Raw genomic sequence first — 22,710 nt, forward strand, 5'->3', positions numbered from 1 at the left:
CCCGGCTCAGCCGAGCAGTTCCGCCAGGCCGTTCGCGCGGGCGACGGCCTCCAGCTCGTCCAGGGCGCGCCGGGCGGCGGCCGCCGCCGCCGGGTCGCGGGTCTCCAGGCCGCTGTCCGCGAACTCGTCCTCGTCCAGGCGCAGCACGGACGCGCCGTCCGCGGAGACCCACAGGTCGAGGTCGAGGTCCTCGACGACGAGGCCGTCCGGGGCGATGCCGGCGGGCCGGGTCACGTCGCAGTACCAGCCCTTGAGGACGCCGCCGGAGGTGCGGACCTCCTTGACGGCGTACCAGCGGTCGCGCCAGTAGTGCTCGGTGAAGACGTCCCCGCTCTCGAAGCGGACGAATCCGAAGTCACGGGCCACGTCCCCCGCCCACGGCGCCCGTACGACGGCGTGCGTGCCGTCGTCGGCGATCACGACGGCGGGGTAACTCACCTTCGTGCGACCCGCCTTCACCAGCCTGACGGCCACCTCGCCGCCCGCCATCAGCCTTCCGCCCATGTCCGTGCCTCGCTCTTCGTCGTACGCGCCGGTCGATCCGGACGCAGCCTCTCCCGGCCACGGACGTCCCGGCCAGCGATTTTCGCCCGTCCGGCCCCGGCGGGCGCCCGCCGGGGCCGGACCTCAAGGCATCGGAGTCAGCTGACCATCGAGGCGCAGGAGGACGGCGTGGCGTTGGCCGGGTCGAGGGCGTTGGCCGTCTCGTGGAAGGCGACGCGGTCGATGGTGCCGAGCGTCAGGTGCATGGAGATGTCGACGGCGCAGCGGTCCTGGATCAGGATGTTCTTGACGTTCGGACCGGTGAGGAACTGCGTGGCGTACGGCGTGACGACCTCGTCGTACCGGGTGGCGATCACGGTGTAGTTGACGCCCGGCACGGTGTCGCCGCCCTCGTTGAGCTTGCGCATGAAGGGCGAGCCGACGACCTGGTCGGTCAGGCCGGGTGCGACGCCGGTGATCGCGTCGCGGGCGCCGGGCACGATGTCGAGGAGCTTGGTCAGGCCGGACATGGTGGTGCCGTGGCTGTTGGGCGCGATGCCCACCAGGGTGCCGACCTTGGGGGCGCCGCCCAGGAACTTCAGGTAGTAGCGGGGCATCATGCCGCCCTGGGAGTGACCGACGAGGTCGACCTTGGACGCGCCGGTGTCGGCGAGCACCTTGTCGACGAAGGCGGAGAGCTGCTCGGCGCCCTTGTCGACCGGGCCGAGACCGTAGAAAGCGGGGACGCCCGGCAGCTGGCCGTAGTCGAAGGAGAAGACGCAGTAGCCGCGGTCGACCAGGTAAGGCGCCAGCGACCACCAGTTGTTGGTCTTGTTCTCCATCGTGCCGTGCACGAGGACGACGGGGCGCGGGTGGGCGGCCGAGGGCTTGCAGGAGGTGTTGTTCCAGCCACTGGTCACACCGGCGGCGTGGGCCGGGGTGGCCGTCGCGACGGTGGGAGCCACGGCGGCCGCCACGGTCAGCGCCACGGCGGACAGCAGGGTACGGAGGGATCTCCGGCGCAGGTTCATCTGAACTCCTCGCGGGTGGGGGGTAGTCACGCCCGAGGGCAGGCCGGAACGCACGGCAGGCCGTGTTGCGGGTGCGTTACGAGGGCGTGAACTTACTTGCGAGTAGACTGCGGGGAATTTCTTGCTTTCGTCAAGCAAATCCACAGGAATCACACCAAGTGAATCAGGCCACTCCGAGGCCGGCCGCGGGCTGCGCGGCGGCCGCGCCGAAGCGCGCCCGCGCCTCGCCGTCGGCGGCCTCGACGCGGCGCGCCTTGTCGCCGGCGGGGCCGAATGGCGGCCGGTGCGCGGCGAGTCGGGCGTCCCCGAGGCCCTCCGCGCGCGGTGCCACGGCCCGTACCCGAGCCGCCGTGCGGGGCGCGGTCGGTTCGGCGAGGGACCGAGTGCGGGGGCGGGTACGGGACCGGGTGCGGGTGGCCGAAGAGCCGTCGGCGAGGAAGGCGGTCACGGCGTCCGGGGCCGCGGGCGCCGTGCGGACCGGGCCGGGCGCCGCGTCCCGCGCGGCCGTCCGTGCCGGTCGCGCCATCCGCGTCAGTCGCGCAAGTCACGCCACCCACACCAGTCGCTCAAATATTCGTACGAATGCCGAGGTGAGGCGCCCTCCCTCTTCCGGTGCCCGGTCGCCCGAACGGCCCGCACCACCTGCGGCGGCCCGCCCGACCCCGCAGGCTCGGGACATGGACCGCACCCCCGGCACCGACGCCCGCCCCACCTTCGTCGAGGAGGTGCGGGAGGCGGTGACCGGCCGCGCCGCGCTGCTGGTGATCGGCGCGCTGGTGCTCCAGCTCGCCTTCATCACCTCCTACGTCGGCGCCTTCCACGCCCCGAAGCCGAAGGACGTCGCGCTCGGCGTGGTCGCGCCCCGGGCGCTCAGCGGTCAGCTGGTGGAGCGGCTGAGCAAGCTGCCGGGCAGGGCCCTGGAGGTCAGCGCGGTGCCCGACCGGGCGGCGGCCGTCAGCCGGATCCGGGAGCGCGACCTGGAGGCCGCGCTGATCGTCGACCCGCGCTCCACCACCGACACCCTGCTCGTCGCCGGCGGCGCGGGCTCCTCCCTCGCCCAGGCCACCGAGGCGGTCGTCACCCGTGCCGAGGCCGCCGAACAGCGCTCCCTCAAGGTCACCGACATCGTCCCCGTCGCGGCCGGCGACTCCCGCGGCCTGAGCTCCTTCTACCTGGTGGTGGGCTGGTGCGTGGGCGGCTATCTGTGCGCGGCGATCCTCGCGATCAGCGCCGGCGCCCGGCCCGCCAACGCCCGCCGGGCCGGCTTCCGGCTCACCGCGCTCGCGCTCTACGCGGCGGTCGCGGGGCTGCTCGGCGCCGTCATCACCGGCCCCGGCCTGGACGCGCTGCCCGGTAGCGTCCTCGGCCTGTGGGGGCTGGGCACCCTGGTGGTCTTCGCCGTCGGGGCCACCACGCTGGCCCTCCAGGGGCTGGCCGGGATCGTCGGCATCGGCCTGGCGATCGCGATCGTCGTGGTGCTGGGCAACCCGAGCGCGGGCGGCGCCTACCCCTACCCGCTGCTGCCCTCCTTCTGGCGCGTCATCGGCCCGGCCCTGCCCCCGGGCGCGGGCACCTGGTCCGCCCGCTCGATCGCCTATTTCCAGGGCAACGCGCTGACCTGCCCGCTGCTGGTGCTCTCCGCCTGGGCGGTGGCCGGCACGGCGGTGACGATGGTGTGCGCGGTGTTCCGGCGCGGGGCCGACGGGACGCCCCATGGCGGGGCGCCGTACCGGAACCGCCCGTGACAGGGGTCGTACGCCCCTAGCGCACGGCCTCCGCGCGCGCCCGTAAATGCGCTGATGAGCCGTGGCCCCGGCGTGGCACCGGGTAGAACCTGAGGACCCCCAGGTCCCCGAGAGAGCGCCAGCCGGTGAGGAACCCCCATGCCCAGTGAGCGGCCGCCGATCACCGACCTCCGGGTGAACCCCCATGCCGCCGAGACCGCCGAGTTCATCGACCGGTGGGTGCGGCGGACCGGGCTCATACAGTCCTTCACCGCCCAGCGGCGCTTCCGCAGAGCGGGCTGCGCCGCGTTCGCGGCGCGGGTGATGCCGGACGCGGAGTGCGAGCGGTTAAAGCGCGGCACGGCCTGGCTCGTCTGGTTCTTTATCTTCCTCGACCAGTCCGAGGAGCGGGAGCGGGCCCTTCCGCCCACCGAGGCGCTGCCCGAGTTCCTGCCCTTCCTCCCCCCGGACGCCGGCCGCACTCCCCCGCCGCGCACCGCCCTGCAGCGCGGTCTGGCCGACGCCTGGCGGATGGTGGCCCCGGCGATGTCGCCCGGGTGGCGGCTGCGGTTCCTGGCCCGCTTCCGCGAGTTCCTCGACTCCGGCGCGACGGCGAAGCCCGCCCGGCCGCTGTTCGCCCTCGTCGAGTACACCAGCGGGTGCGAGGTCCCGGCCGGGGTCCGGGCGCTGCCGGCCTTCCGGGCGATGGACGACGCGGCCGCCCTCTTCTGCCCCGGCCCCCCGGCCCCCGCCGCGCCCCCGCGGCCCGGGCAGCGGGCGCCCGAACTCCTCGCCGTCCGCCGGGAGTCGTTCCGGCGCGCGCTCGCGGCCCTGCACCGGGACATGGCGCGGCGCCGGCTGCCCGCACCGGCGGTGTCGGCCGCCGCCGTCTACGCCGAGGCGCTCACCCTCTGGATCGGCGGGCCCGCCCTGCCCGGTGACCGGATCCGCCCCATGGACGGCGGGCGGCTCAGCCTCACCGAGGACATCACCGGGACGCCGGTCGACCTGCTGCGCCCCCGGCGCCCCGCGCCGCCGCCCGTCCCCTCCACGAGCGGCGGCGCGGGCGCGCTACAGGGCGGCCGCGAGTAGCTCCCGCGTGTAAGCGGCCTTCGGGTCGTCGAAGACCTCGTCGCGCGGCCCGCTCTCCACCACGGTCCCGGCCCGCATCACCGCGACGCGGTCGCAGAAGTGCCGGACGACGGCCAGGTCGTGCGAGACGAACAGGAGGGACAGCCCCAGCTCGTCGCGGAGGTCCATGAGCAGGTTGAGCACCTGCGCCTGCACGGACACGTCGAGCGCCGACACCGGCTCGTCCGCGATGATCAGGCGGGGGCGGAGGGCGAGGGCGCGGGCGATGCCGACGCGCTGGCGCTGACCGCCGGAGAACTCGTGCGGATAGCGGCCCAGCTGGTCCGCCGACAGCCCCACCTGTTCCAGGAGTTCCACGGCCCGGTCCCGGCGGGCCGCCGCGTCCAGGTCCGTGTGCACCCGCAGGGGCAGGGTGACGCTCTCCTCCACCGTGCGGCGCGGGTTGAGCGAGGCGTACGGGTCCTGGAAGACCAGCTGCACGTCGCGGCTGAGCGCACGGCGGAGCCGGGTGTCGACGGCGGCCCGCGCGATGTCGCGCCCGTCGAAGCGGACGCTCCCGGAGGTGGGCCGCTGGAGCCCCGCGAGCACCCGGGCCGTCGTGGACTTCCCGGACCCGGACTCCCCCACGAGCCCGAGGGTCTCCCCCGTCCCGACCCGGAGGCTCACCCCGCGTACGGCCCGCACCGGCTCGGCCCGCCGGCCCAGGAGCGAACGGCGGCCGCCGAAGGACACGTGGAGGTCGGCCACTTCGGCCAGCACGGCCCCGGCGGGCTCCGCCACCGGACCGCCCCCGCCCGTGAGAGGTCCGCGCCGCCCGGGGACGGCGGCCTGTCCCGGGGCCGTCCCGGCGCTCCCGGGATCCGCCGCCGAACCGCCTCCACTCGCGAGAGGCCCGCGCCGCCCGGCGCGCGCGGCCGCCGCTTCCCGGCCCGGGGCCGTCCCGGCACTGCCGGGACCCGCCGCCGGACGACGCGCGGCCGCCGTCCCCGCACCGGCGCCCGCCGCCCCTTCCGGCACCGCGACGGGGCCGGTGCCCGCCGCCGGTTCCGGGTCGTCCACCGTCGGCAGCCGGGTGCCCGGCACCGTGTCCAAGGTCGGGGCCGCGCCGATCAGGGCACGGGTGTACGGGTGGGTCGCGTGGTGCAGAAGCTTCTCCGTGGGGCCCTGCTCCACGGCCTCGCCGCCCCGCATGACCAGCATCCGGTCGCACGTCGCGGCGACGACGCCCACGTCATGGGTGATCAGCAGCACCGCCGTGCCGCTCTCCTCCCGCAACTCCGCCAGGAGTGCGAGCACCTGCCGCTGCACCCGCGCGTCCAGCGCCGTCGTCGGCTCGTCCGCGATCAGCACGTCGGGCGAGTTGACCAGCGCGATGGCGATCATCACCCGCTGCCGCATCCCGCCGGAGAACTGGTGCGGGTAGTCACGGGCGCGGGCCGCCGGGATGCCGACCCGGTCGAGCATCGCCCGCGCCCGCTCCCGGGCCTCGGCGCGGCCCGCCGCACGGTGGTGGAGGCGGTACGCCTCGGCCAGCTGCTCCAGCACGGAGTGGAAGGGCGAGAGCGCGGCCAGGGCGTCCTGGAAGACCATCGCGATCCGCGCGCCCCGCAGGGCGCGCACGGCGGAGTCGGGCGCGCCGACGACCTCGGTGCCGCCCACCGTGACGCTGCCGCCCACCGTCGTGCGAGCGGCGTCGTGCAGCCCCATCGCGGCGAGCCCGACGGTCGACTTCCCGGAGCCGGACTCCCCGACGAGGCCGAGGACCTCACCGCGCGCCAGGTCGAGGGAGAGGCCGCGGACGGCGGTCACCGACCGGCCACGGCCGCCGAAGGAGACGGTCAGGTCGCGGACCCGGAGCACCGTGTCCGGGGAAGCCTCCGGTGCCGGTGCGGGTGCCGGATCCGTGTGGAGCGCGGATGTCATGCGAGCCTCACCCTCGGGTCGAGCCAGGCCACCACCAGGTCGGCGAGGGCGACGAAGAGCACCACGAAGAACGCGGCGAGCAGGACGGTGCCGACGACCGTCGGCAGGTCGTTCTGGACGACGGCGTCGACGGCGAGCTTGCCGACGCCGCCGAGCCCGAAGACGGTCTCGGTGATGAACGCCCCGCCGAACAGGGCGCCCGCCTCCAGCCCGAGCAGCTGCACCAGCGGTGCGGCGGCGCCGCGGCCCGTGTACTTCAGATGGGCGTGCAGGGCGCTCATCCCCTTGCCCCGTGCGGTGCGTACGTACCCCTCATGCATGGTCTCCAGCATCTGGGAGCGCGCGAGGCGGGCGAAGACGGCGGCGTTGACGAAGCCGAGGACGAGCCAGGGCAGCAGCAGCCCGGCCGCCCAGGCGCCGGGGCCGTCGCCGAAGGGGGCGTAGCCGGGCACCGGGAAGAGGTCGGTGGTGTAGACGAGCAGGTACTGGAGGGCGTAGCCGAGAAAGTAGATCTGCACGCTCGCGCCGACCAGGGTGAAGCCGGAGAGCAGCCGGTCGGTGGCCGTGCCGCGGCGGAGCGCGGCGGCGAAGCCCACGCCGACGCCGAGGACGACGATCACGGCGAGCGCGCCGCCGGCGAGCGAGAGGGTGACGGGGAAGCGGTCGCCGATGGCGTCGAGGACCGGCTGGTGGAGGGTGTAGGAGTAGCCGAGGCAGGGCGCGGCGCAGTCGATGGGGGTGCCGTCGACGTCGCTGATGGTGCGCCCGGCGACGAGGCCGCGCAGATAGTCGGCGTACTGGGTGGCCAGCGGCTGGTCGAGGCCCATGCTGTGGCGGACGGCCTCGACCTGGCCGGTGTCGCACTTGGGGCCGCAGGCGATGAGGGCGGGGTCGGAGGGGGCGGCGTAGAAGAGCCCGAAGGCGGCGGCGGTGATCGCGAGGAGCACCGCCGCGGCCTGCAGGGCACGTCGCAGGACGTAACCGGTCATGTCAGGTCAGGACTTCTTGAGGTAGAGCCCGGCCGCCGCGATGGAGCCGTAGATCGGGTGGATGGCGGCGCCGCCGATGTTCTCGCCGCGGAACTGGGTGACGCTGGTGTAGAGGAAGGGCACGACCGGGACGTCCTTCATGACGACCTGCTCCAGGTCGATGAGCGCGTCCGCCTTCCGCTGCGCGTCGCCGATGTCCGCGATGCGCTCCAGTTCCTTGTCGACGGCGGGGTTGGCGTAGCGGATGCCGTTGGACAGGGCGTCGAGCTTGCTGTGGTAGCCGTCGGGGAGCAGGGTCGACGGGGTGGGCCAGTCCACGGAGTTGGTGGAGATCCACAGGTCGTAGGGGGCGTCGCCGCGGAAGACCTCGCTGGTGAAGGCGGCGGGCTCCAGGGGCTTGGTGACGAGCTTGATGCCAGCCTTGGCGAAGGCGTCCACCAGCACCTGGGCGAGCCGGTCGTCCTGCGGGCTCTCGGTCTTGTAGGCGTAGGTCAGCGTCTCGGGCTTGTTCTCCGCCCTGGCCAGGTGCTCCTTGGCCTTCTCGATGTCGCCGGTCGGCTTGACGGGGTAAAGGTCGTACTTCTTCCAGCCGACGACGGCGGGCGAGGAGAGCGTGGTGGCGAGGTCGCCGACGCGCGGGCCGCCGAGGACCTGGCGGGCCTGCTCGCGCGGGAAGAGGTAGTGGATGGCCTTGCGGGCCTCGGGGTCGGTGACCCGGCTGTTCTTGATGTAGAGGTCGTTGGTGTAGGCGCCCTGGCTGCCGGCGACGAGGAGGGCCTTCTTCTTGGGGTCGCGCTGGGCCTCGGCGTAGAGCTCCGGCGGCACCTCGCTCTTGGTGGTGACGGTGTCGGCGCCGTCGCCCCGGCCGTTGAAGACCTCCTGGGCGGTGTTGAGGATCTTCTTGCCGAAGGTGAACTCGAAGCGCTCGGCGTACTGGTGGCGGATCGGGTCGGTCTCCGCCTTCCAGTGCGGGTTGCGCTCCAGGGTGAGGCTCTGGTTCTGCTTATGTTCGACGATCTTGTACGGGCCGGTGGCGAACGGCCTGGTGTCGTAGCCGGTGCCGGTGTCCTTGTCCTCGCGGACCGGGGACGAGGAGGACTGGGCGGCCATGTAGGGGACGTCGGACTGGGGCTTGGGGAAGCGGAAGACGACGGTCTTCGCGTCCGGGGTCTCGATGGCGTCGAGGCCGCCGCTCTTGGGGCCGCCGTACTTCTTGACGGCGGCGGTGCGGTCCTCGGAGTCCGTGAGCCACTCGGGCCAGTAGGTGGGGCCGAGTTCGAAGCCGGGCGCGAAGGTGCGCTCGATGCCGTACTTGATGTGCTCGGAGGTGATCGGCTGCCCGTCCTCCCAGGCCACGCCGTCCTTGAGGGTGTACGTCCAGGTGCGGCCGCCGTCGGAGGACCGCCCCGTGTCGGTGGCGAGGTCGCCGACGAGCTTCGGCTTGCCGTCCACGACCTGATACTGGGTCAGCTGCCGGCCCCACAGCAGCGAGGTGCTGTAGCCCTCGCCGGCGTAGATCTTCTGCGGGTCGAGGTGGCTGTAATCCTTGAGGTTGGCGATCTTGATGGTGCCACCCGCCCGGGCGCCCTGGACCGCGGGGGCCGGGCCCTGGCTGTCCTTAGCGGTACCGAGGGCGGCGGTCAGCCGCTGTCCGCTCTTGACGGCGGGGGCGCCGTCCTTCTTCCCGCCCGCGTCCCCGGAGCCGGCGCCCGCCGAGCAGGAGCACATCAGCATGACGGCGGCAGTGACGAGAGCCGGTACAGCTGCGATGCGCGTGCGAAAGCGGGACATGTGAACTCCGTTGAAAGGATCAGAGAGGAAGCGCCCCGTAAGGGGCGCGGGGAACTGCGCGACCAGCCACAACCGGCCCGCAGAAAACCGACTACGCGGCAGTACGCGGATCGAGAGCATCCCGCACCGCGTCGCCGAGAAGGTTGAAGGCGAGGACGAAGACGAGGATCGCCACGCCGGGGAAGACCATGTAGGTCGGGTCGTCGTAGAAGACCTCGGAGCCCCGGGAGATCATGCGGCCCCAGTCGGGTACGGGCTCGTTGATGCCCACGCCGAGGAAGGACAGGGCGGCCTCGGCGGTGACGATGCCGGGGACGGCGAGCGTGATGTGGACGAGCACGGGGGCCCAGACGTTGGGCAGCAGCTCACGCAGGACGATGTGCCGACGGCTCGCGCCGAGCGCCCGCGCCGCCTCGATGAACTCCCGCTCGCGCAGGGACCGCACGGCGGTGCGGAGCACCATCGCGAGCGGCACCCAGCCGAAGGCGGCGAACACCAGGATGAGCGAGGTGAACTGCATCCAGGCGGGTTCGTTCTCCCCGGGGTCGACGAAGCGCGTCTGGATGACCGGGCTGAGCGCGAGGAGCAGCAGGAGTGTCGGAAAAGCGAGCAGCACATTGCATACGAAGGCGAAGGCCCGGTCGGCGAGGCCGCTGAGGTAGCCGACGGTCACCCCGAGGACGACGCCGACGACGGCGATCACCGCGACGGAGGCCAGGGCGACCAGCAGCGAGGTGCGCATCCCGTAGAGGAGCTGGGTGAGCACGTCGCGGCCGAGGCCGGGTTCGATGCCGAACCAGTGCTCGGCGGAGATGCCCCCGTTGGGCAGGACGGGCAGGCCCTCGGCGCTGAGCAGGCCGGGAACGTCCTGTCCGTAGTGCGTCGTGGGGTTCTTGCCGTAGGCCGCGGCCAGCAGGGGGGCGGCGAGCGCGAGGAGGCCGCAGAGGAGGACGACCACGAGGGCGGCCATGCCGGTCCGGTCGCGCCGGAAGGCCCGCGCGGCGGTGGCGAAGGGACCGCGGGAAGGCGGTTCGGGGCGTCCTCTTGAGTGCACTTCGGCCATTTGCTGCCGCGCTCCTGAATCACTCCGGCCGCCGAGGGGTCATCTGGCGGGCCACTTTTCGGCCGGGTTGCGGGGGTCTCCCACCCCGGGGTGCGGCTCATTAGATCCGATGGCTCAATGGACCGCAAATCATAATTTCGAAGGCTGTTTGGATAATTCATCGTTGATTACAAGGAATCTTTGCTGGTCAACATCCCCGTAACATTAATTCGCCCACTTTCCGTCAAATCGGTCATGCGTGCGAACTCGAACGGCCGCCGGACGACTGTGAGGAGATGTGCCCCACTTCCGATCCGGCCACTACTCAGGGTTTTCAACCAGCGACCGAAAGTATCCGCTGGAGGTGCGTTCATGCCCAACTTGGGCAAGACTCCGGTCCGTTATCTGAACCGACGACCAAGGGAGTGTTCGTAATGCGGTACATCACTGGGGGCATCGCGATGGGCGCCGCGCTGATTCTGGGCGGCGGTCTGGCGGCCGCCGGAACGACGACCGCGAGCGCCGCACCCACGCCCGTCCCCGCTGCGCAAGCCCAAACCCAGAGCCTGTACGCACCCTCCGCGCTGGTCCTGACCATCGGTCAGGGCGCCACCGCGGCCGAGTCCGGCGTGCAGCGCGCGGTCACGCTGACCTGCACGCCGAAGTCCTCCGGCACCCACCCGGACGCCAAGGGCGCCTGCACCCAGCTGCGCGCCGCCGGTGGTGACTTCGACAAGGTCACCCGGATCAAGTCGGACACGGTCTGCACCAAGGAGTGGAACCCGACCGTCGTGACCGCCGAGGGCGTCTGGGACGGACGCCGGATCAGCTACGAGCACACGTTCGCCAACCCCTGCATGGCCAAGGCCGGCAAGGGCCTGGTCTTCGAATTCTGAGGCGGATTCGAGGAACGGGCACCGGGCCCCAGGGCCCGGGCGTGAAGCGGCCCCCGGACACCGTGGAGGTGTGTCCGGGGGCCGCCCCGTCCCCGGGGCGCCGTCAGGAACGGCCGAGCTCCGCACCGTAGACGGCGAGGGCCTCCTTCACCGGCTGGAAGAAGGTGGTACCGCCCGCGGCGCAGTCACCGCTGCCGCCGGAGAGGAGCCCCAGCGCGTCGGTGCCGGAGAAGAAGGGGCCGCCGCTGTCACCGGGTTCGGCGCAGGCGTCGGTCTCGGTCAGGCCCATGACCCGGCCCTCCGGATAGTTGACGGTCACCCCGGTGCGCCGGACGACGCCGCTCCGCACCCCCGTGGTGGAGCCGCTGCGCCGGACCGTTTCACCGACGGCCGCGTCACGGGCGCCGGTGATGGCCTGGGTGGTGCCGTCGTGGAGGTCCACGGCGCCCGGGTGGGCGGCGGTGGAATCGGTGTACACCGCGAGGGCGTGGTCATGGGCGGGGAAGACCGAGCTCTCGGTCCTCGCGAACGACGGGCCGCCCTGGGTGGCGGACCAGGTCGGCACGGCGTTGCCGCAGTGCCCGGCGGTGAGGAAGCCGGCCGGCTTCCCGGGCCGCGTGACGTTGAAGCCGAGCGAACACCGGGTGCCGGCGCCCTGGACGCCTTCACCGCCGTCGAGGAACCGGGTGAGCCTCGCCGCGCTTCTCCTCAGCACCACCTTGCCGCCGTGCCGCCCGGCGACCCGTTCGAGGCGCGCCAGCTTCGCGCCCCTGACCGTGGGGTCGGCGGTGACGACGACCCGGCCGACTCTGGGGTCCACCCCCCATGTGGTACCGGGGATCCGCTCACCGGCGTCCAGCTCGGCCTGGCTGGCGGCGAGTTCGGACCGCGAGAACTTCATCGCACCGGTTTCCCCGGCCGTCGACGCGTCGGCGTCCTGCGGACTGAGGGTCACGGCCGCGAACGCGGCGACCGCCACGGCGGCCAGCAGGGTGCGCAAGGGCGTCCAGGATCGCTTCAACTCGACACCTCCAGTGGGGGCGCGGGCCCGGCAGTGGGGTACCGGGAACCCGGAGGACACGGCAGCGACGCGCCCTGGCTTTACGGAAGGCGCGTCCATGCCAAGTTGCGCGTCGATTGTCCCGGGGCCGGGAGGGCGCGTACAAGGCGGACTCCCGGTTGCGCGCGCACGCCGACGCGCGCCCGGGGCGTATTGGCCGGGCCCCCTTTTCCCGCGCTACCGCGCGGTGTCCTCAAACGCCGGACGGGCTGAAAATCAGCCCGTCCGGCGTTTGAGGACCGGGGTCCGGGGCGGAGCCCCGTTCGGGAAGGGGCGGGTAGGGGAAAAAGCCCCCGCCCGGACGCCCCTACGCCGCGCCACCTTCCCGCCGCTCCGACTCGGCAGCCGGCGCCGACTCGACGACGGGCTCGACGACAGCGGCCGGCCCAGCGGCCGCACCCGGCTCCGCAACCGGGGCCGGTGCACCAGACACCGACCCCGCCCGCTCCAGGAACCGCAACAGCTCCACCGGAAACGGCAACACCAACGTGGAGTTCTTCTCCGCCGCCACCGCCACGATCGTCTGCAGCAACCGGAGTTGCAACGCGGACGGCTGCTCGGACATCGTCGCCGCCGCCTCCGCCAGCTTCTTCGAGGCCAGCAGCTCCGCGTCCGCGTTGATCACGCGGGCCCGCCTCTCCCGCTCGGCCTCCGCCTGCCGGGACATCGAGCGCTTCATCGTCTCGGGCAGCGAGACGTCCTTGATCTCGACCCGGTCGATCTGCACGCCCCAGCCGATGGCGGGGCTGTCGAGCATCAGCTCCAGGCCCTGGTTGAGCTTCTCGCGGTTGGAGAGGAGGTCGTCGAGGTCGCTCTTGCCGATGATGGAGCGCAGCGAGGTCTGGGCCATCTGCGAGACCGCGAAGCGGTAGTCCTCGACGGCGATCACGGCCTCGGCCGGGTTGACGACCTTGAAGTAGACGACCGCGTCGACCCGCACGGTCACATTGTCGCGGGTGATGCCCTCCTGGGCGGGAACGGGCATCGTGACGATCTGCATATTGACCTTGCGCAGCCGGTCCACGCCCGGGATGACCATGGTGAATCCCGGCCCGCGGACCTCGTCACGGAGCCGGCCGAGCCGGAGGACGACGCCACGCTCGTACTGTTTGACCACACGGGCGCCCGCCATCGCGTACGCCACGCCCGCGGACGCGGCGCCCACTGCCGCCAGCACCAGTTCCTCGACCATGGCACGGCCCCCTGCCCTGCACGTCAGGTGTCATATTCCACGGTATGCCCGTACTGGGCGGGGGTCGAGCCCCCGGCCCTGGCCGGACCGGGGGCTCCTGTGCTGCTGGCCGCAAGGCTTGGGGAAGGGGTCGTGCTCGCTCGCGGTCAGGGGTTTCGGGCGGGCCGGGTGCGGGGTCAGAAGACGCTCACCCCGTAGGCCCGTAGTGCGGGGCCGACCGGCTGGAAGAAGGTCGTCCCGCCGGAGGTGCAGTTGCCGCTGCCGCCGGAGGTCAGGCCCAGGGCGGTGGAACCGGCGAAGAGGGCGCCGCCGCTGTCGCCGGGCTCGGCGCACACCGTGGTCTTGATCAGGCCGCGCACGACCTGCCCGCTGCCGTAGTTGACGGTGGCGTTCAGGCCGGTGACCTTGCCGTCGTGCACCCGGGTCGTGGAGCCGCTGCGCCGTACGGACTGCCCGACGGTCGCCTCGCCGGCGGCGGTGATGCGCTGGGTGCCGCCGTTGTAGAGGTCGACCTCGCCGGGGTGCGGGATGGAGGTGTTGGTGTACTGCACGATGCCGTAGTCGTTGCCCGGGAAGCTGGTCCCGGTCGTGGGGCCGATGCTCGTGGTGTGGCTGGAGTTGGTGTAGTAGGCGGGCTTGCCCTCGGTGCAGTGGCCGGCGGTCAGGAAGTAGTAGGTGTTGCCCTTGCGCACGTTGAACCCGACGGAGCAGCGCCAGGTGGGCGCGTAGACCGCGTCGCCGCCGGCGAGGAGCTTCCGGAGGGTGCCGGGGGTGCGCTCGACGCGTATCGCGTCCGCGTTCGGCCCGGCCGCCTGTCTGATCCTGGCTATCCCGGCGGCGGAGACGGACGAGTCGGCGGTGACGACGAGGTCGCCGGTGGCCTGGTCGACGACCCAGGCGGTGCCCGCGACGTCCGCCGACAGCACGGCGGCGCTCGCGGCGGCGAGGGCGGCGGCGGAGTGCGCGGAGCCGTCGGATCCGGGCTGGGCGTGGGCGGTGGTGGCGACCAGGGCGGACGCGGTGACGAGGCCGGCGGCCAAAGCGGCGATTCCGGTTCGTCTCGCGGTGCGGCGGTGGGGTGTGGTGCGCTTCGTCCTCACGTAGTGCCTCCCGAGTGGGGTCGGGGGTCCGCGGGTGGGGTGCGGGCGCGGGCCCGGTGAGGCGCGGCCGCATGGGCACACCGGGTTCCGCTTCGCCGTGCCCCTGTCAAGCGCGCTGTTCGGGAGTATTCGGGCCCGGCGCACCACGGCGCAAGAGCATCTTTCGGACTCGCCCCGGAATCGCCCCCCTCCGGGGTGGGGAAGGTGACCGGGCGGGGCCCGCCCGGTCCCGCCCGGGGGTCCGGCTTCCGGCGGCCCGGCTACAGAACGGCCCGCTCCCCCGCCGCCACCTCCGCCGTCAGCGTGTTGCCCGGCGGGGGGAACGGGCAGATGAACGCGTCGGCGAAGGCGCAGGGCGGCAGCACCGCGCGGTTGAAGTCGACGGTCACCCGGCCGTCCGGCGCGGGCGGCGGGGTGTGGAGGAAGCGGAAGCGGTAGCCGGACCGGCCGCTGGTGCCGTCGGCGAACACCGCCCACAGCCCGCCGCCCGGCTCGGCCGCGACGCGCAGCGTGCGCTCCTCGCCGTCGACGTCGAAGGCCAGCTCGCCGGAGAGGCCGAGGCCGCGCTCGCGCCCGTCGGCGTTCTCGACCGTGATCCGGCGGTCGCGCCCGTACGGCCGGTAGCGGCCCGGCAGCGACCAGCGCGGGTCGTGGTCGAAGACGCCGATGCCGGTGAACTCCCGGCGGGCGGCGGACTCCGGGTCGTAGACGCGGAGGGCCCACAGGTCCTCGCGGCACATGACGAGCAGCCTGCGCGTGCCGTGCGCGACCCGGGCCGCGGCCGGGCCGCCGTCGGCGGTGAGGCGGTACTCCCCCTCGGCGGGGCGGCCGTCGACGGTCAGCCCGTCCTCGGCGGCGGCGGTCAGGAGCACGCCGTCGCCGGTCCGGGTCCAGTGTCCCGGCACCGCCTCCCCGCGGTCGCCGGGGAAGGCCGGAATTCGACCGTCGGCGAGATCGGCGAGCCAGAAGGTGCCGGTGAGCGAGAGCGGGCCGTACGGCGCGGCGACGGCCTCGGTGCGCTCCTCGTGCCACGCCTTCCACTGCTGTTGTGCGTCGGTGGTCATACGGGTCAACCTTTCACATGGTCAGGCTGCCGGGCGGCGGGGAGGCCGAGGTGTTCGCGGAGGGTCGTGCCCGTGTACTCCGTACGGAACGCGCCACGTTCCTGGAGCAGGGGTACGACCCGGTCGACGAAGTCGTCGAGCCCGCCGGGGGTGAGGTGCGGGACGAGGATGAAGCCGTCGGCCGCGCCCTTCGCCACGAACTCCGCCATCTCCGCGGCGACGGCCCCGGGGGTGCCGATGAAGGACTGCCGGCCGGACGTCTCGATGACGGTCTGCCGGATGGAGAGGCCCTTGGCCTCCGCGAGGGCGCGCCACCGGGCGGCCACGGCGAGCGGGTCGGCGACCCTGACCCGGCCGTGCGCCACGTCCCCGGCCGGGTCGGGGTCGATGTCGGGCAGCGGTCCGTCCGGGTCGTAGGCCGAGAGGTCGCGGCCCCAGACCTGTTCCAGGGTGAGCAGGGCGGTCTGCGGTGACACCTGCTGCCGACGGATCTCCGCGGCCTTCTCCTGGGCCTCGGCGGCGGTGTCGCCGAGCACGACGGTGACCCCGGGCATGATCTTCAGGTCCTCCGGGCGGCGGCCGTACGCGCCGAGCCGGCGTTTGACGTCGGCGTGGAAGGCGCGGCCGGCGTCGAGGCCGCCGTGCCGGCTGAAGACGACGTCCGCGGCGGAGGCCGCGAACTCCCGGCCCTCGGCGGAGTCGCCGGCCTGGATGATGACGGGGTGGCCCTGTGGGGGACGCGCCACGTCGAAGGTGCCGGAGATGTCGAAGTGCCGCCCGTGGTGGGCGAAGGGGCGCGGGGCGCCCGCCGGCCAGGAGTCCCACAGTTCCCGGGCGGTGGCGACGGACTCGGCGGCGCGGGTGTACCTGTCGGCCCGGTCGAGGAAGCCGCCGCGCCGGAAGTTCTCGCCGGTGAAGGCGTCGGAGGAGGTGACGACGTTCCAGGCCGCGCGGCCGCCGCTGAGGTGGTCCAGGGAGGCGAGCCGGCGGGCGAGCTCGTAGGGCTCGTTGAAGGTGGCGTTGACGGTGGCGGCGAGGCCGAGCCGGTCGGTGACGGCGGCGAGCGCGCTGAGCAGGGTGAGGGACTCGGGGCGGCCCACGACGTCGAGGTCGTGGACGCGGCCGTGGTGCTCGCGCAGCCGCAGTCCTTCGGCGAGGAAGAAGAAGTCGAACAGGCCGCGTTCGGCGGTGCGGGCGAGATGGACGAAGGAGGAGAAGTCGATCTGGCTGCCGGAGCGGGGGTCGGCCCAGACGGTGGTGTTGTTGACGCCCGGGAAGTGGGCGGCCAGATGGATCCGCTTGCGGCCCCGGTGGGCGCCGTGGTCGTGGGTCATGCGGTCCCCCCGGCGAGTGCGCGTGCGTAGCGGTTGGCGGGGCGGGGCAGGCACAGGTGCTCGCGGAGCGTGCCGCCCGGGTAGAAGGAGCGCAGCAGGCCGCGGTGCTGGAGTACGGGCACGGTCCCGTCGACGAGGAGGGCGAGGTCCCGGTCGGGGTCCTCGGGCCGGAGGTGGAGGCCGTCGACGAGGCCGTCCGCGTACCAGGCGCCCGCCAGATCCGCGAGGGCGACGGCGTCGGCGGCCGCGTACAGCGCGACGGGCAGGGAGGCGACGACGAGGGGGAGCGGCTCGCCCCGGCCCGCGTCCCGGGCGCGGCGGCGCAGGTCGTCGCGGGCGGCGCGGAGCGCGCGGGTGGCGTCGCCGTGCCGGGGGACGCGCAGGAAGGCGAGGTCCGCGTGGGCGGCGGCGACCGCGCGGGGCAGCGGGTCGGTGGCGTCGACGGCGGTGACCGGGTGGCCCTGGGGCGGGCGGGGCACGATGGCGGGGCCGCGGACGGAGAAGCCGGTGCCCTCGAAGTCGACGTAGTGGAGCTTGTCGCGGTCGATGAAGCGTCCGGTGGCGGTGTCGCGTATCTCGGCGTCGTCCTCCCAGCTGTCCCAGAGCCGGGCGACGACGTCGGCGACCTCGCCGGCCTCGCGCCAGAGTTCGGCGGCGGGGGCGGCGGCGCGGCGGCCGAAGTGCCGGGCCGCGGCCTCGTCCGCCGAGACGTCCACGGTCCAGCCGGCCCGGCCGCGGCTCACCCAGTCCAGCGTCGAGACGGCGGAGGAGACGTGGAAGGGCTCGGTGTGGGTGGTGGTGACGGTCGGCACCAGGCCGATGCGCTCGGTGGCGGGGGCGATCCGGGCCAGGACGGCGAGGGCGTCCAGCCGGCTCACGCCCCGGCGGGGCGGCCCGAGGCTGTCGCCGAGGGTGACGAAGTCCAGCCTGCCGCGCTCGGCGAGGCGGGCGGCGCGCAGATAGGGCTCGGCTCCGTGACCGGCGATCCGGTCGAGGGCGACGGACAGGTGCAGGGGCGGGTGGGGGTGGGCATGGAGGTCCTTTGCGGGGGGTGGGTACGGGGTTGGGTACGGGGTTGGGTACGGGGTTGGGTACGGGGTTGGGTACGGGGCGCACGTGCGGGGGTGACGGGGTGGGGGGCGGTGCGCCTGCGGCGGGCCTTTCCCCGGCCCCGCCCCTTCCCGAACGGGGCTCCGCCCCGGGCCCCGGTCCTCAAACACCCCCAGCTACCGCTGGGGGTGCCCCCAGACGGGCTGGATCGGCACCCGGAAGCCGACATCGGACAGGCGCGAAATCCAGCCCGGCCGGCGTTTGAGGCCACCGCGCGTCAGCGCGGAACGGGGCCCGGGGCGCCGGCCCCGGTCACGGGAACGGGGCTGGCACGCCGCGAGTGCGGTCAGCCACCAGGCGCCGCCCGGACCGGCAAGGCGCGCAGCGCCAAGAGCGCCGCGCGCGCCGTGGCGTCGTTCTGGCGGAACGCGGGCGCGTTGGTGCCCGGTCTGGCGAAGGCTCCGGACGCGCGGGCGTCGGTGTGCGGGCCGAGGGCGAACAGGCGGGGGTGCGGGCGGCCGGTGGGGTCGAGGACGCGGCCGTCGTCGGGGTCGACCGCGAGCAGCCCGGCGGGGGTGGCCCCGGCCTCGGCGCGCAGGGCGCGCAGCAACGGGTCGGCGGAGCGGTCGACCGTGGGCGCGGGCAGCCGGGCCTCGACGAGGGCGGCGGCCTCGGTGTACCGCCCCGGGACGCTGGCGCTGTGCGCGCGGAACAGCCCGCGCTCGTGGTCGGCGGTCACGGTCATGTCGGCGCCGACGAAGCGCACCACGCCGGCCCGGGAGAGCGCGAGGAGCCGACGCAGCCGGGGGCCGGGCGGCCCGGAGGCCAGGTAGCTGAAGAAGCCGTGCCACCAGGGGCCCACGTCGCCGAGCCGGGCGAGCTGCCCGTGGACGGAGAGCAGGCCGAGGAAGACGGCGAGGTCAGGGCTGTGCCGGCGGTCGTGGCGGCGGGCGAGGTCGGCCTCGACATGGGCGCGCAGCCCGTCCTGGAGCGACTCCTGGTCGGGGAAGCGCCGTCCGGCCAGGGGTCGACGAGGTGGAGGTCGAGGCGCCGGCCCGCGAGGATCTCGGGGGCGTTGGCGGCGAGGCGTTCGACGATGCCGGTGCCCCGGGGACCGGCGCCGATGACGACGAGCGACGGGACGGGGGCCGGGGCGGGCGGTGAGCCGTCCCGGCCCCGGCCGATGGGACTCGCGGGGCCGGGGCCGACGGGCGACGGGGAGGCGGGGGATGCGGGAGGGGCGGACGGCGCCGCCGGGTGCGCGGACATGCGAAGGCTCCGTGGATGCGGGATCGAACACGGGAGTTGACGCCTTCACACCCGGACCGCGCCCCTCAGCACGGCCGGACCCCGAGGCTAAGCCGGGGCCACGGCCCGCTGTCAAGCGTCTCCGGGCGAGTGTCCATATCGTGGTCCATATGCCGGACGGACGGCCGGAGGCCGGTTGACGGAGAACCGGATGGCTGTTCCACTTGGCCCATGCACTCAGGGCAACGGCTGGTCACCCGGGACCACATCGACTTCGGTCATGTCTGGTCGGCGGCGTGTCCGGGGTCCTGTCCGGCTTGATGCCCGGCCCCGTGCCCGGACCCCGGTCCGGCTCCGCGCCCGTCCTCCCGTCAGGGCCGACGCGTCCCCCGCGCGCCCTCGTACGCCTTCACCCCCGCTGTGCCCGCGCGGCCCGCAGGCCGCGCTTCCCCTCGCACGCCGTTCCCACGGACATTCGCCTGTAAGTCCGTTCAGCAGCTGCAGTCACAACCACCGTCGCAACAGTCGCAGTTCTCGCAGCAATCACAGCAGTCACAACAATCGCCGCAGCTATCGCAACTGGGGCCACAGTCGCACTTGTGGCAGCACCCCTGGCGCGGCTGCCCGGTCCACGGGTCGTGGAACGGGTCGGCGCAGCACAGCTGACAGGTGCACAGAAGCCCGCTCCACACCGCGCAGCCGGCGATCAGCCCGCGCTGCTTGCCCCGGCGCGGCGGCTCCGGCGGCGCGCCGGGCGGCATGACCGGCGGCGGCCCGAAGGCGCCCGCGGCCTGCCCGCCGGGGGCCCCGGGGGCACCCGCGGCCGCCTCCGCGTGTCCCTGGTGGCCGCAGCCCGAGGTGCCGAACGCCCGGTCCACGGCCCGGTCCAGCTCGTGCGCGAGGAGCAGGTGCGCCAGCCTGCCCTGGGCCTTGCTCGCGAAGTCGACCTCGCGCAGGGCGAGGCGTACGCCGTGCACGGCGTCGTCGCACAGCCTGCGCACCTCCGTGAGGTCCGTGCCGGTGGCGGCGACGGGGTTCCACGCCCCGGCCTCCCGGTCCTCCGCCAGGTCCTCGACGGCGTCGAGGAGGTGTGCGAGCCGGCCGAAGAGCCGGCCGGCCTCCTCCAGCGGCTCCTTGTTGCCGGGCCGGCCGGCGAGCACGGCCGTGTGGCCGAAGGCCGCCGCGGTCGCCGTCTCGGTCGGCTCGATGACGTCGAGCAGCGGGGTGCCGGGGCCCGCGAGGGCCTCGACGCCGGCCTGCCGGTCGACCGCGTCGACCAGGACGGCGGTGTCGAAACCGAGGTCCGATCCGGTGCGGGCGCCGGCCCGGTCCCACTTCGCGGCGACCCGCCGGGCCGCCGCGGCGACCGGGCGGCGGGCCAACAGTCCGTCACCGTCGGCGACATGGTCGCGCATCTTCGCCGAGGCGAGGACGAGCGAGACGGAGGCGGCGAGCCGCGCGCCCTCGCCCCGGGCGACCGGGGCGGTGCGCATGCCGCGCAGCGGGCAGGGCCCGGCCGTGCGCCGCCAGGAGCCGGCCCCGTCGGCCGGCCGCTCCGACTGGGCCTCGACGAGCACCGATATGACGAGTCCGTCGTAGTTGGTGGCGGCCCGTGCGAACTGTCCGTGGTCACCGCGCAGGGCGAGGCAGAGCCCGCACAAGTGGGCCATCCACTCCGTGCGCATCGACTCCGAGAGCCGGTGCCGACATGGTCTGATGATCCCGAACAATTCAGGCCCCCGTGTGTGGTGTGGATGGACCCGGGCATCCTAATCACCGGACAACCACACCGGTCCGCAGCCCGCGGACCGTTCCCCGTACCGCATATGCCCAGGTCCAGAGCGTGTGGCGAAGCTCTCGGGCTTTCTGACGCACCGCCAAGCGCTTTGCACCAGATGCGTCACGAAATCCTCGCTTGGCGGCCATCCACTTGGCACATCATCCGCATCATGGACGACGATAGAGATGCGGTCGGACCACACCGCGTGTGAGAGGAGGCGTCCATGGGATCGGTGCGCAAGGCGAGTGCCTGGCTCGGCCTCGTCGACGACAGCGATGACGAGCGCTACTACGACGACGACTACGCCGAGGGGCCCGAGCCCGGCGACTCCTGGGTGACCAACCCGAAGGTGCGGGTGGCGGACGAGACCGCGCAGGAACAGGGCACGCGGATCGCGACCGTCACCCCGGACGGCTTCCGGGACGCCCGGGGCATCGGCGAGCTCTTCCGCGAAGGGGTGCCGGTGATCGTCAACCTCACCGGCATGGAGCCCAACGACGCCAAGCGCGTCGTGGACTTCGCCGCCGGGCTGACCTTCGGGCTGCGCGGCTCCATCGAGCGGGTCGCCAACCGGGTCTTCCTGCTCACCCCCGCCGACTACCAGGTGCTCAACGGCGAACCCACGGGGCGGACGAACGGAGGCTTCTTCAACCAGAGCTGACGCCCCTCGCGGGCGGGTGCTCAGCGGAACGCGTCGAGACCGGTGAGCGCCTTGCCCAGCACCAGCTGGTGCATCTCCACGGTGCCCTCGTAGGTGAGCACCGACTCCAGGTTCGTGGCGTGCCGCATGACGGGGTACTCCAGCGAGATCCCGTTGGCCCCGAGGACGGTCCTGGCCGTGCGGCAGATGCCGATCGCCTCGCGCACGTTGTTCAGCTTCCCGAAGCTGACCTGCTCCGGGCGGAGCGTCCCCGCGTCCATGCGCAGCCCCAGGTGGTGGGCGAGCAGGATGCCCTTGTGCAGCTCCAGCGCCATGTCGGCGAGCTTGGCCTGGGTGAGCTGGAAGCCTCCGATGGGCCGTCCGAACTGCTCCCGGGAACGGGCGTAGTCCAGCGCCGACTCGAAACTGCTGCGCGCCGCGCCCATGGCGCCCCACACGATCCCGTAGCGGGCGTGGTTCAGACAGCCGAGCGGGCCGCGCAGCCCGGTGACCTCCGGGAGGACCGCGTCGGCCGGCAGCCGCACCTCGTCGAGGACCAGTTCACTCGTGACGGACGCACGCAGTGACCACTTATGGGTGATTTCGGGCGCGGAGAAGCCGGGGCTGTCCGTGGGCACGAGGAAGCCCCGTATGCCCTCGTCGGTCCGGGCCCAGACGACGGCCACGTCGGCCACGGAGCCATTGGTGATCCACATCTTGCGGCCGGTGAGCAGCCAGTCGCTCCCGTCGCGCTTGGCGCGGGTGCGCATGCCGGCCGGGTCGGAGCCGTGGTCGGGCTCGGTGAGCCCGAAACAGCCGATGATCTCACCGGCGGCCATGCCGGGCAGCCAGCGCCGCCGCTGCTCCTCGGAGCCGAAGCGGTGGATCGCGTACATCGCGAGGGAGCCCTGCACGGAGACGAGGGAGCGGATGCCGGAGTCGGCGGCCTCCAGCTCCAGGCAGGCCAGCCCGTACTGCACGGCGCTCGCGCCCGCGCAGCCGTAGCCGGTGAGCGGCATGCCGAGGGCGCCCATGGCGCCGAGTTCACGGGTGAGTTCCCGGAGTACGGGGAGCTCGCCGCGCTCGTACCAGTCGGCGATGTGCGGCAGGACGCGGTCGGCGGCCCAGCGGCGGATGGTGTCGCGGACGGCGAGATCCTCGGGCGTCAGCAGATCGTCGATGCCGAGGGGGTCGTGCGGATCGAACGCGGTCGCGCTGCGGGGGGACGAGGGTACGGACATGCCAGCCTCCGACACTACGGCGCCGGCCGC

19 protein-coding genes and 2 pseudogenes are annotated in these 22,710 nt (G+C 73.5%); 4 read left to right on the top strand and 17 right to left on the bottom strand.

Annotated features, from left to right (window positions below; translation table 11 throughout):
* Window positions 1–6: 6 nt before the first annotated feature.
* The 3 genes from AF335_RS32665 to AF335_RS32675 all read right to left on the bottom strand — a co-directional run bounded on the left by AF335_RS32665 (window position 7) and on the right by AF335_RS32675 (window position 2,040).
* Complete coding sequence (locus AF335_RS32665) at window positions 7–504, bottom strand: ribonuclease FAU-1 family protein (protein WP_228772849.1); 498 nt, start codon at window positions 502–504, stop codon at window positions 7–9.
* Window positions 505–641: 137 nt separating this feature from the next.
* Window positions 642–1,514, bottom strand: coding sequence for an esterase/lipase family protein (locus AF335_RS32670; protein ID WP_102922046.1), 873 nt, complete (start codon window positions 1,512–1,514; stop codon window positions 642–644).
* 163 nt (window positions 1,515–1,677) lie between these two features.
* Window positions 1,678–2,040, bottom strand: coding sequence for a hypothetical protein (locus AF335_RS32675; protein ID WP_102922047.1), 363 nt, complete (start codon window positions 2,038–2,040; stop codon window positions 1,678–1,680).
* 151 nt (window positions 2,041–2,191) lie between these two features.
* Here AF335_RS32675 and AF335_RS32680 point away from each other — a divergent pair, with 151 nt between their 5' ends.
* Together AF335_RS32680 and AF335_RS32685 are read left to right on the top strand one after the other, a co-directional pair.
* Window positions 2,192–3,259 (top strand): ABC-2 transporter permease, encoded by a 1,068-nt coding sequence (locus tag AF335_RS32680; RefSeq protein ID WP_102922048.1) that lies wholly within the window; start codon window positions 2,192–2,194, stop codon window positions 3,257–3,259.
* A 138-nt stretch (window positions 3,260–3,397) separates the two neighbouring features.
* Complete coding sequence (locus AF335_RS32685; RefSeq protein ID WP_102922049.1) at window positions 3,398–4,330, top strand: terpene synthase family protein; 933 nt, start codon at window positions 3,398–3,400, stop codon at window positions 4,328–4,330.
* Here the strand turns inward: AF335_RS32685 and AF335_RS32690 are convergent.
* The 4 genes from AF335_RS32690 to AF335_RS32705 form a co-directional block, all read right to left on the bottom strand.
* Window positions 4,310–6,253 carry a dipeptide ABC transporter ATP-binding protein gene (locus AF335_RS32690; protein WP_102922050.1) on the bottom strand — a complete coding sequence of 648 codons (1,944 nt, stop codon included), beginning with the start codon at window positions 6,251–6,253 and terminating at the stop codon, window positions 4,310–4,312. The genes AF335_RS32685 and AF335_RS32690 overlap by 21 nt on opposite strands.
* Window positions 6,250–7,242 carry an ABC transporter permease gene (locus AF335_RS32695; RefSeq protein WP_102922051.1) on the bottom strand — a complete coding sequence of 331 codons (993 nt, stop codon included), beginning with the start codon at window positions 7,240–7,242 and terminating at the stop codon, window positions 6,250–6,252. Before AF335_RS32695 ends, AF335_RS32690 begins: the two co-directional genes overlap by 4 nt.
* Window positions 7,243–7,248: 6 nt before the next feature.
* On the bottom strand, window positions 7,249–9,033 hold the full coding sequence (locus AF335_RS32700; RefSeq protein ID WP_170127855.1) for an ABC transporter substrate-binding protein: 1,785 nt from the start codon (window positions 9,031–9,033) through the stop codon (window positions 7,249–7,251).
* A 91-nt stretch (window positions 9,034–9,124) separates the two neighbouring features.
* The gene (locus tag AF335_RS32705; RefSeq protein ID WP_102922053.1) at window positions 9,125–10,096 is read right to left on the bottom strand and encodes an ABC transporter permease; all 972 of its coding nucleotides are present in this window, start codon (window positions 10,094–10,096) and stop codon (window positions 9,125–9,127) included.
* 413 nt (window positions 10,097–10,509) lie between these two features.
* On the opposite strand from AF335_RS32705, the gene AF335_RS32710 reads away from it, so the two are divergent.
* Complete coding sequence (locus AF335_RS32710; protein ID WP_102922054.1) at window positions 10,510–10,971, top strand: subtilase-type protease inhibitor; 462 nt, start codon at window positions 10,510–10,512, stop codon at window positions 10,969–10,971.
* Between the two features lie 103 nt (window positions 10,972–11,074).
* Here AF335_RS32710 and AF335_RS32715 read toward each other — a convergent pair whose 3' ends face one another.
* The 9 genes and pseudogenes from AF335_RS32715 to AF335_RS32755 form a co-directional block, all read right to left on the bottom strand.
* Window positions 11,075–11,992 carry a S1 family peptidase gene (locus AF335_RS32715; protein WP_170127856.1) on the bottom strand — a complete coding sequence of 306 codons (918 nt, stop codon included), beginning with the start codon at window positions 11,990–11,992 and terminating at the stop codon, window positions 11,075–11,077.
* A gap of 346 nt (window positions 11,993–12,338) precedes the next feature.
* On the bottom strand, window positions 12,339–13,223 hold the full coding sequence (locus tag AF335_RS32720) for a slipin family protein (RefSeq protein ID WP_102922056.1): 885 nt from the start codon (window positions 13,221–13,223) through the stop codon (window positions 12,339–12,341).
* A gap of 176 nt (window positions 13,224–13,399) precedes the next feature.
* Window positions 13,400–14,323 carry a S1 family peptidase gene (locus AF335_RS32725; protein ID WP_102922057.1) on the bottom strand — a complete coding sequence of 308 codons (924 nt, stop codon included), beginning with the start codon at window positions 14,321–14,323 and terminating at the stop codon, window positions 13,400–13,402.
* 260 nt (window positions 14,324–14,583) lie between these two features.
* Entirely contained in the window at window positions 14,584–15,387 is an 804-nt protein-coding gene (locus tag AF335_RS32730) for a DUF1684 domain-containing protein (RefSeq protein ID WP_102922058.1), read from the bottom strand.
* Window positions 15,388–15,392: 5 nt separating this feature from the next.
* The gene (locus tag AF335_RS32735) at window positions 15,393–16,721 is read right to left on the bottom strand and encodes an NtaA/DmoA family FMN-dependent monooxygenase (protein WP_102922059.1); all 1,329 of its coding nucleotides are present in this window, start codon (window positions 16,719–16,721) and stop codon (window positions 15,393–15,395) included.
* Window positions 16,718–17,734: an LLM class flavin-dependent oxidoreductase gene (locus tag AF335_RS32740; protein WP_102922105.1), complete on the bottom strand. Its 1,017-nt coding sequence runs from the start codon at window positions 17,732–17,734 to the stop codon at window positions 16,718–16,720. The genes AF335_RS32735 and AF335_RS32740 overlap by 4 nt, the downstream gene beginning before the upstream one ends.
* A 383-nt stretch (window positions 17,735–18,117) precedes the next feature.
* A pseudogene (locus AF335_RS36080) lies at window positions 18,118–18,801 on the bottom strand (FAD/NAD(P)-binding protein); the annotation flags it as partial.
* A 29-nt stretch (window positions 18,802–18,830) separates the two neighbouring features.
* Window positions 18,831–19,040, bottom strand: a pseudogene (locus AF335_RS36770) (hypothetical protein); the annotation flags it as partial.
* A 470-nt stretch (window positions 19,041–19,510) separates the two neighbouring features.
* Window positions 19,511–20,749 (bottom strand): DUF5685 family protein, encoded by a 1,239-nt coding sequence (locus AF335_RS32755; protein WP_102922062.1) that lies wholly within the window; start codon window positions 20,747–20,749, stop codon window positions 19,511–19,513.
* 273 nt (window positions 20,750–21,022) lie between these two features.
* On the opposite strand from AF335_RS32755, the gene AF335_RS32760 reads away from it, so the two are divergent.
* On the top strand, window positions 21,023–21,460 hold the full coding sequence (locus tag AF335_RS32760) for a cell division protein SepF (protein WP_102922063.1): 438 nt from the start codon (window positions 21,023–21,025) through the stop codon (window positions 21,458–21,460).
* Window positions 21,461–21,480: 20 nt separating this feature from the next.
* On the opposite strand, the gene AF335_RS32765 is transcribed toward AF335_RS32760, so the two are convergent.
* Entirely contained in the window at window positions 21,481–22,680 is a 1,200-nt protein-coding gene (locus tag AF335_RS32765; RefSeq protein ID WP_102922064.1) for an acyl-CoA dehydrogenase family protein, read from the bottom strand.
* Window positions 22,681–22,710: the final 30 nt, after the last annotated feature.

It is taken from the genome of Streptomyces eurocidicus (assembly GCF_002891295.1).
In the GTDB taxonomy this organism is placed as follows: domain Bacteria; phylum Actinomycetota; class Actinomycetes; order Streptomycetales; family Streptomycetaceae; genus Streptomyces; species Streptomyces eurocidicus.

Excerpts from the sequence above, each read along its gene's own strand:
- AF335_RS32665 (WP_228772849.1), bottom strand. The coding sequence starts at position 504 with ATGGGCGGAAGGCTGATGGCGGGCGGCGAGGTGGCCGTCAGGCTGGTG.
- AF335_RS32670 (WP_102922046.1), bottom strand. The coding sequence starts at position 1,514 with ATGAACCTGCGCCGGAGATCCCTCCGTACCCTGCTGTCCGCCGTGGCG.
- AF335_RS32675 (WP_102922047.1), bottom strand. The coding sequence starts at position 2,040 with ATGGCGCGACCGGCACGGACGGCCGCGCGGGACGCGGCGCCCGGCCCG.
- AF335_RS32680 (WP_102922048.1), top strand. The coding sequence starts at position 2,192 with ATGGACCGCACCCCCGGCACCGACGCCCGCCCCACCTTCGTCGAGGAG.
- AF335_RS32685 (WP_102922049.1), top strand. The coding sequence starts at position 3,398 with ATGCCCAGTGAGCGGCCGCCGATCACCGACCTCCGGGTGAACCCCCAT.
- AF335_RS32690 (WP_102922050.1), bottom strand. The coding sequence starts at position 6,253 with ATGACATCCGCGCTCCACACGGATCCGGCACCCGCACCGGCACCGGAG.
- AF335_RS32695 (WP_102922051.1), bottom strand. The coding sequence starts at position 7,242 with ATGACCGGTTACGTCCTGCGACGTGCCCTGCAGGCCGCGGCGGTGCTC.
- AF335_RS32700 (WP_170127855.1), bottom strand. The coding sequence starts at position 9,033 with ATGTCCCGCTTTCGCACGCGCATCGCAGCTGTACCGGCTCTCGTCACT.
- AF335_RS32705 (WP_102922053.1), bottom strand. The coding sequence starts at position 10,096 with ATGGCCGAAGTGCACTCAAGAGGACGCCCCGAACCGCCTTCCCGCGGT.
- AF335_RS32710 (WP_102922054.1), top strand. The coding sequence starts at position 10,510 with ATGCGGTACATCACTGGGGGCATCGCGATGGGCGCCGCGCTGATTCTG.
- AF335_RS32720 (WP_102922056.1), bottom strand. The coding sequence starts at position 13,223 with ATGGTCGAGGAACTGGTGCTGGCGGCAGTGGGCGCCGCGTCCGCGGGC.
- AF335_RS32730 (WP_102922058.1), bottom strand. The coding sequence starts at position 15,387 with ATGACCACCGACGCACAACAGCAGTGGAAGGCGTGGCACGAGGAGCGC.
- AF335_RS32735 (WP_102922059.1), bottom strand. The coding sequence starts at position 16,721 with ATGACCCACGACCACGGCGCCCACCGGGGCCGCAAGCGGATCCATCTG.
- AF335_RS32760 (WP_102922063.1), top strand. The coding sequence starts at position 21,023 with ATGGGATCGGTGCGCAAGGCGAGTGCCTGGCTCGGCCTCGTCGACGAC.
- AF335_RS32765 (WP_102922064.1), bottom strand. The coding sequence starts at position 22,680 with ATGTCCGTACCCTCGTCCCCCCGCAGCGCGACCGCGTTCGATCCGCAC.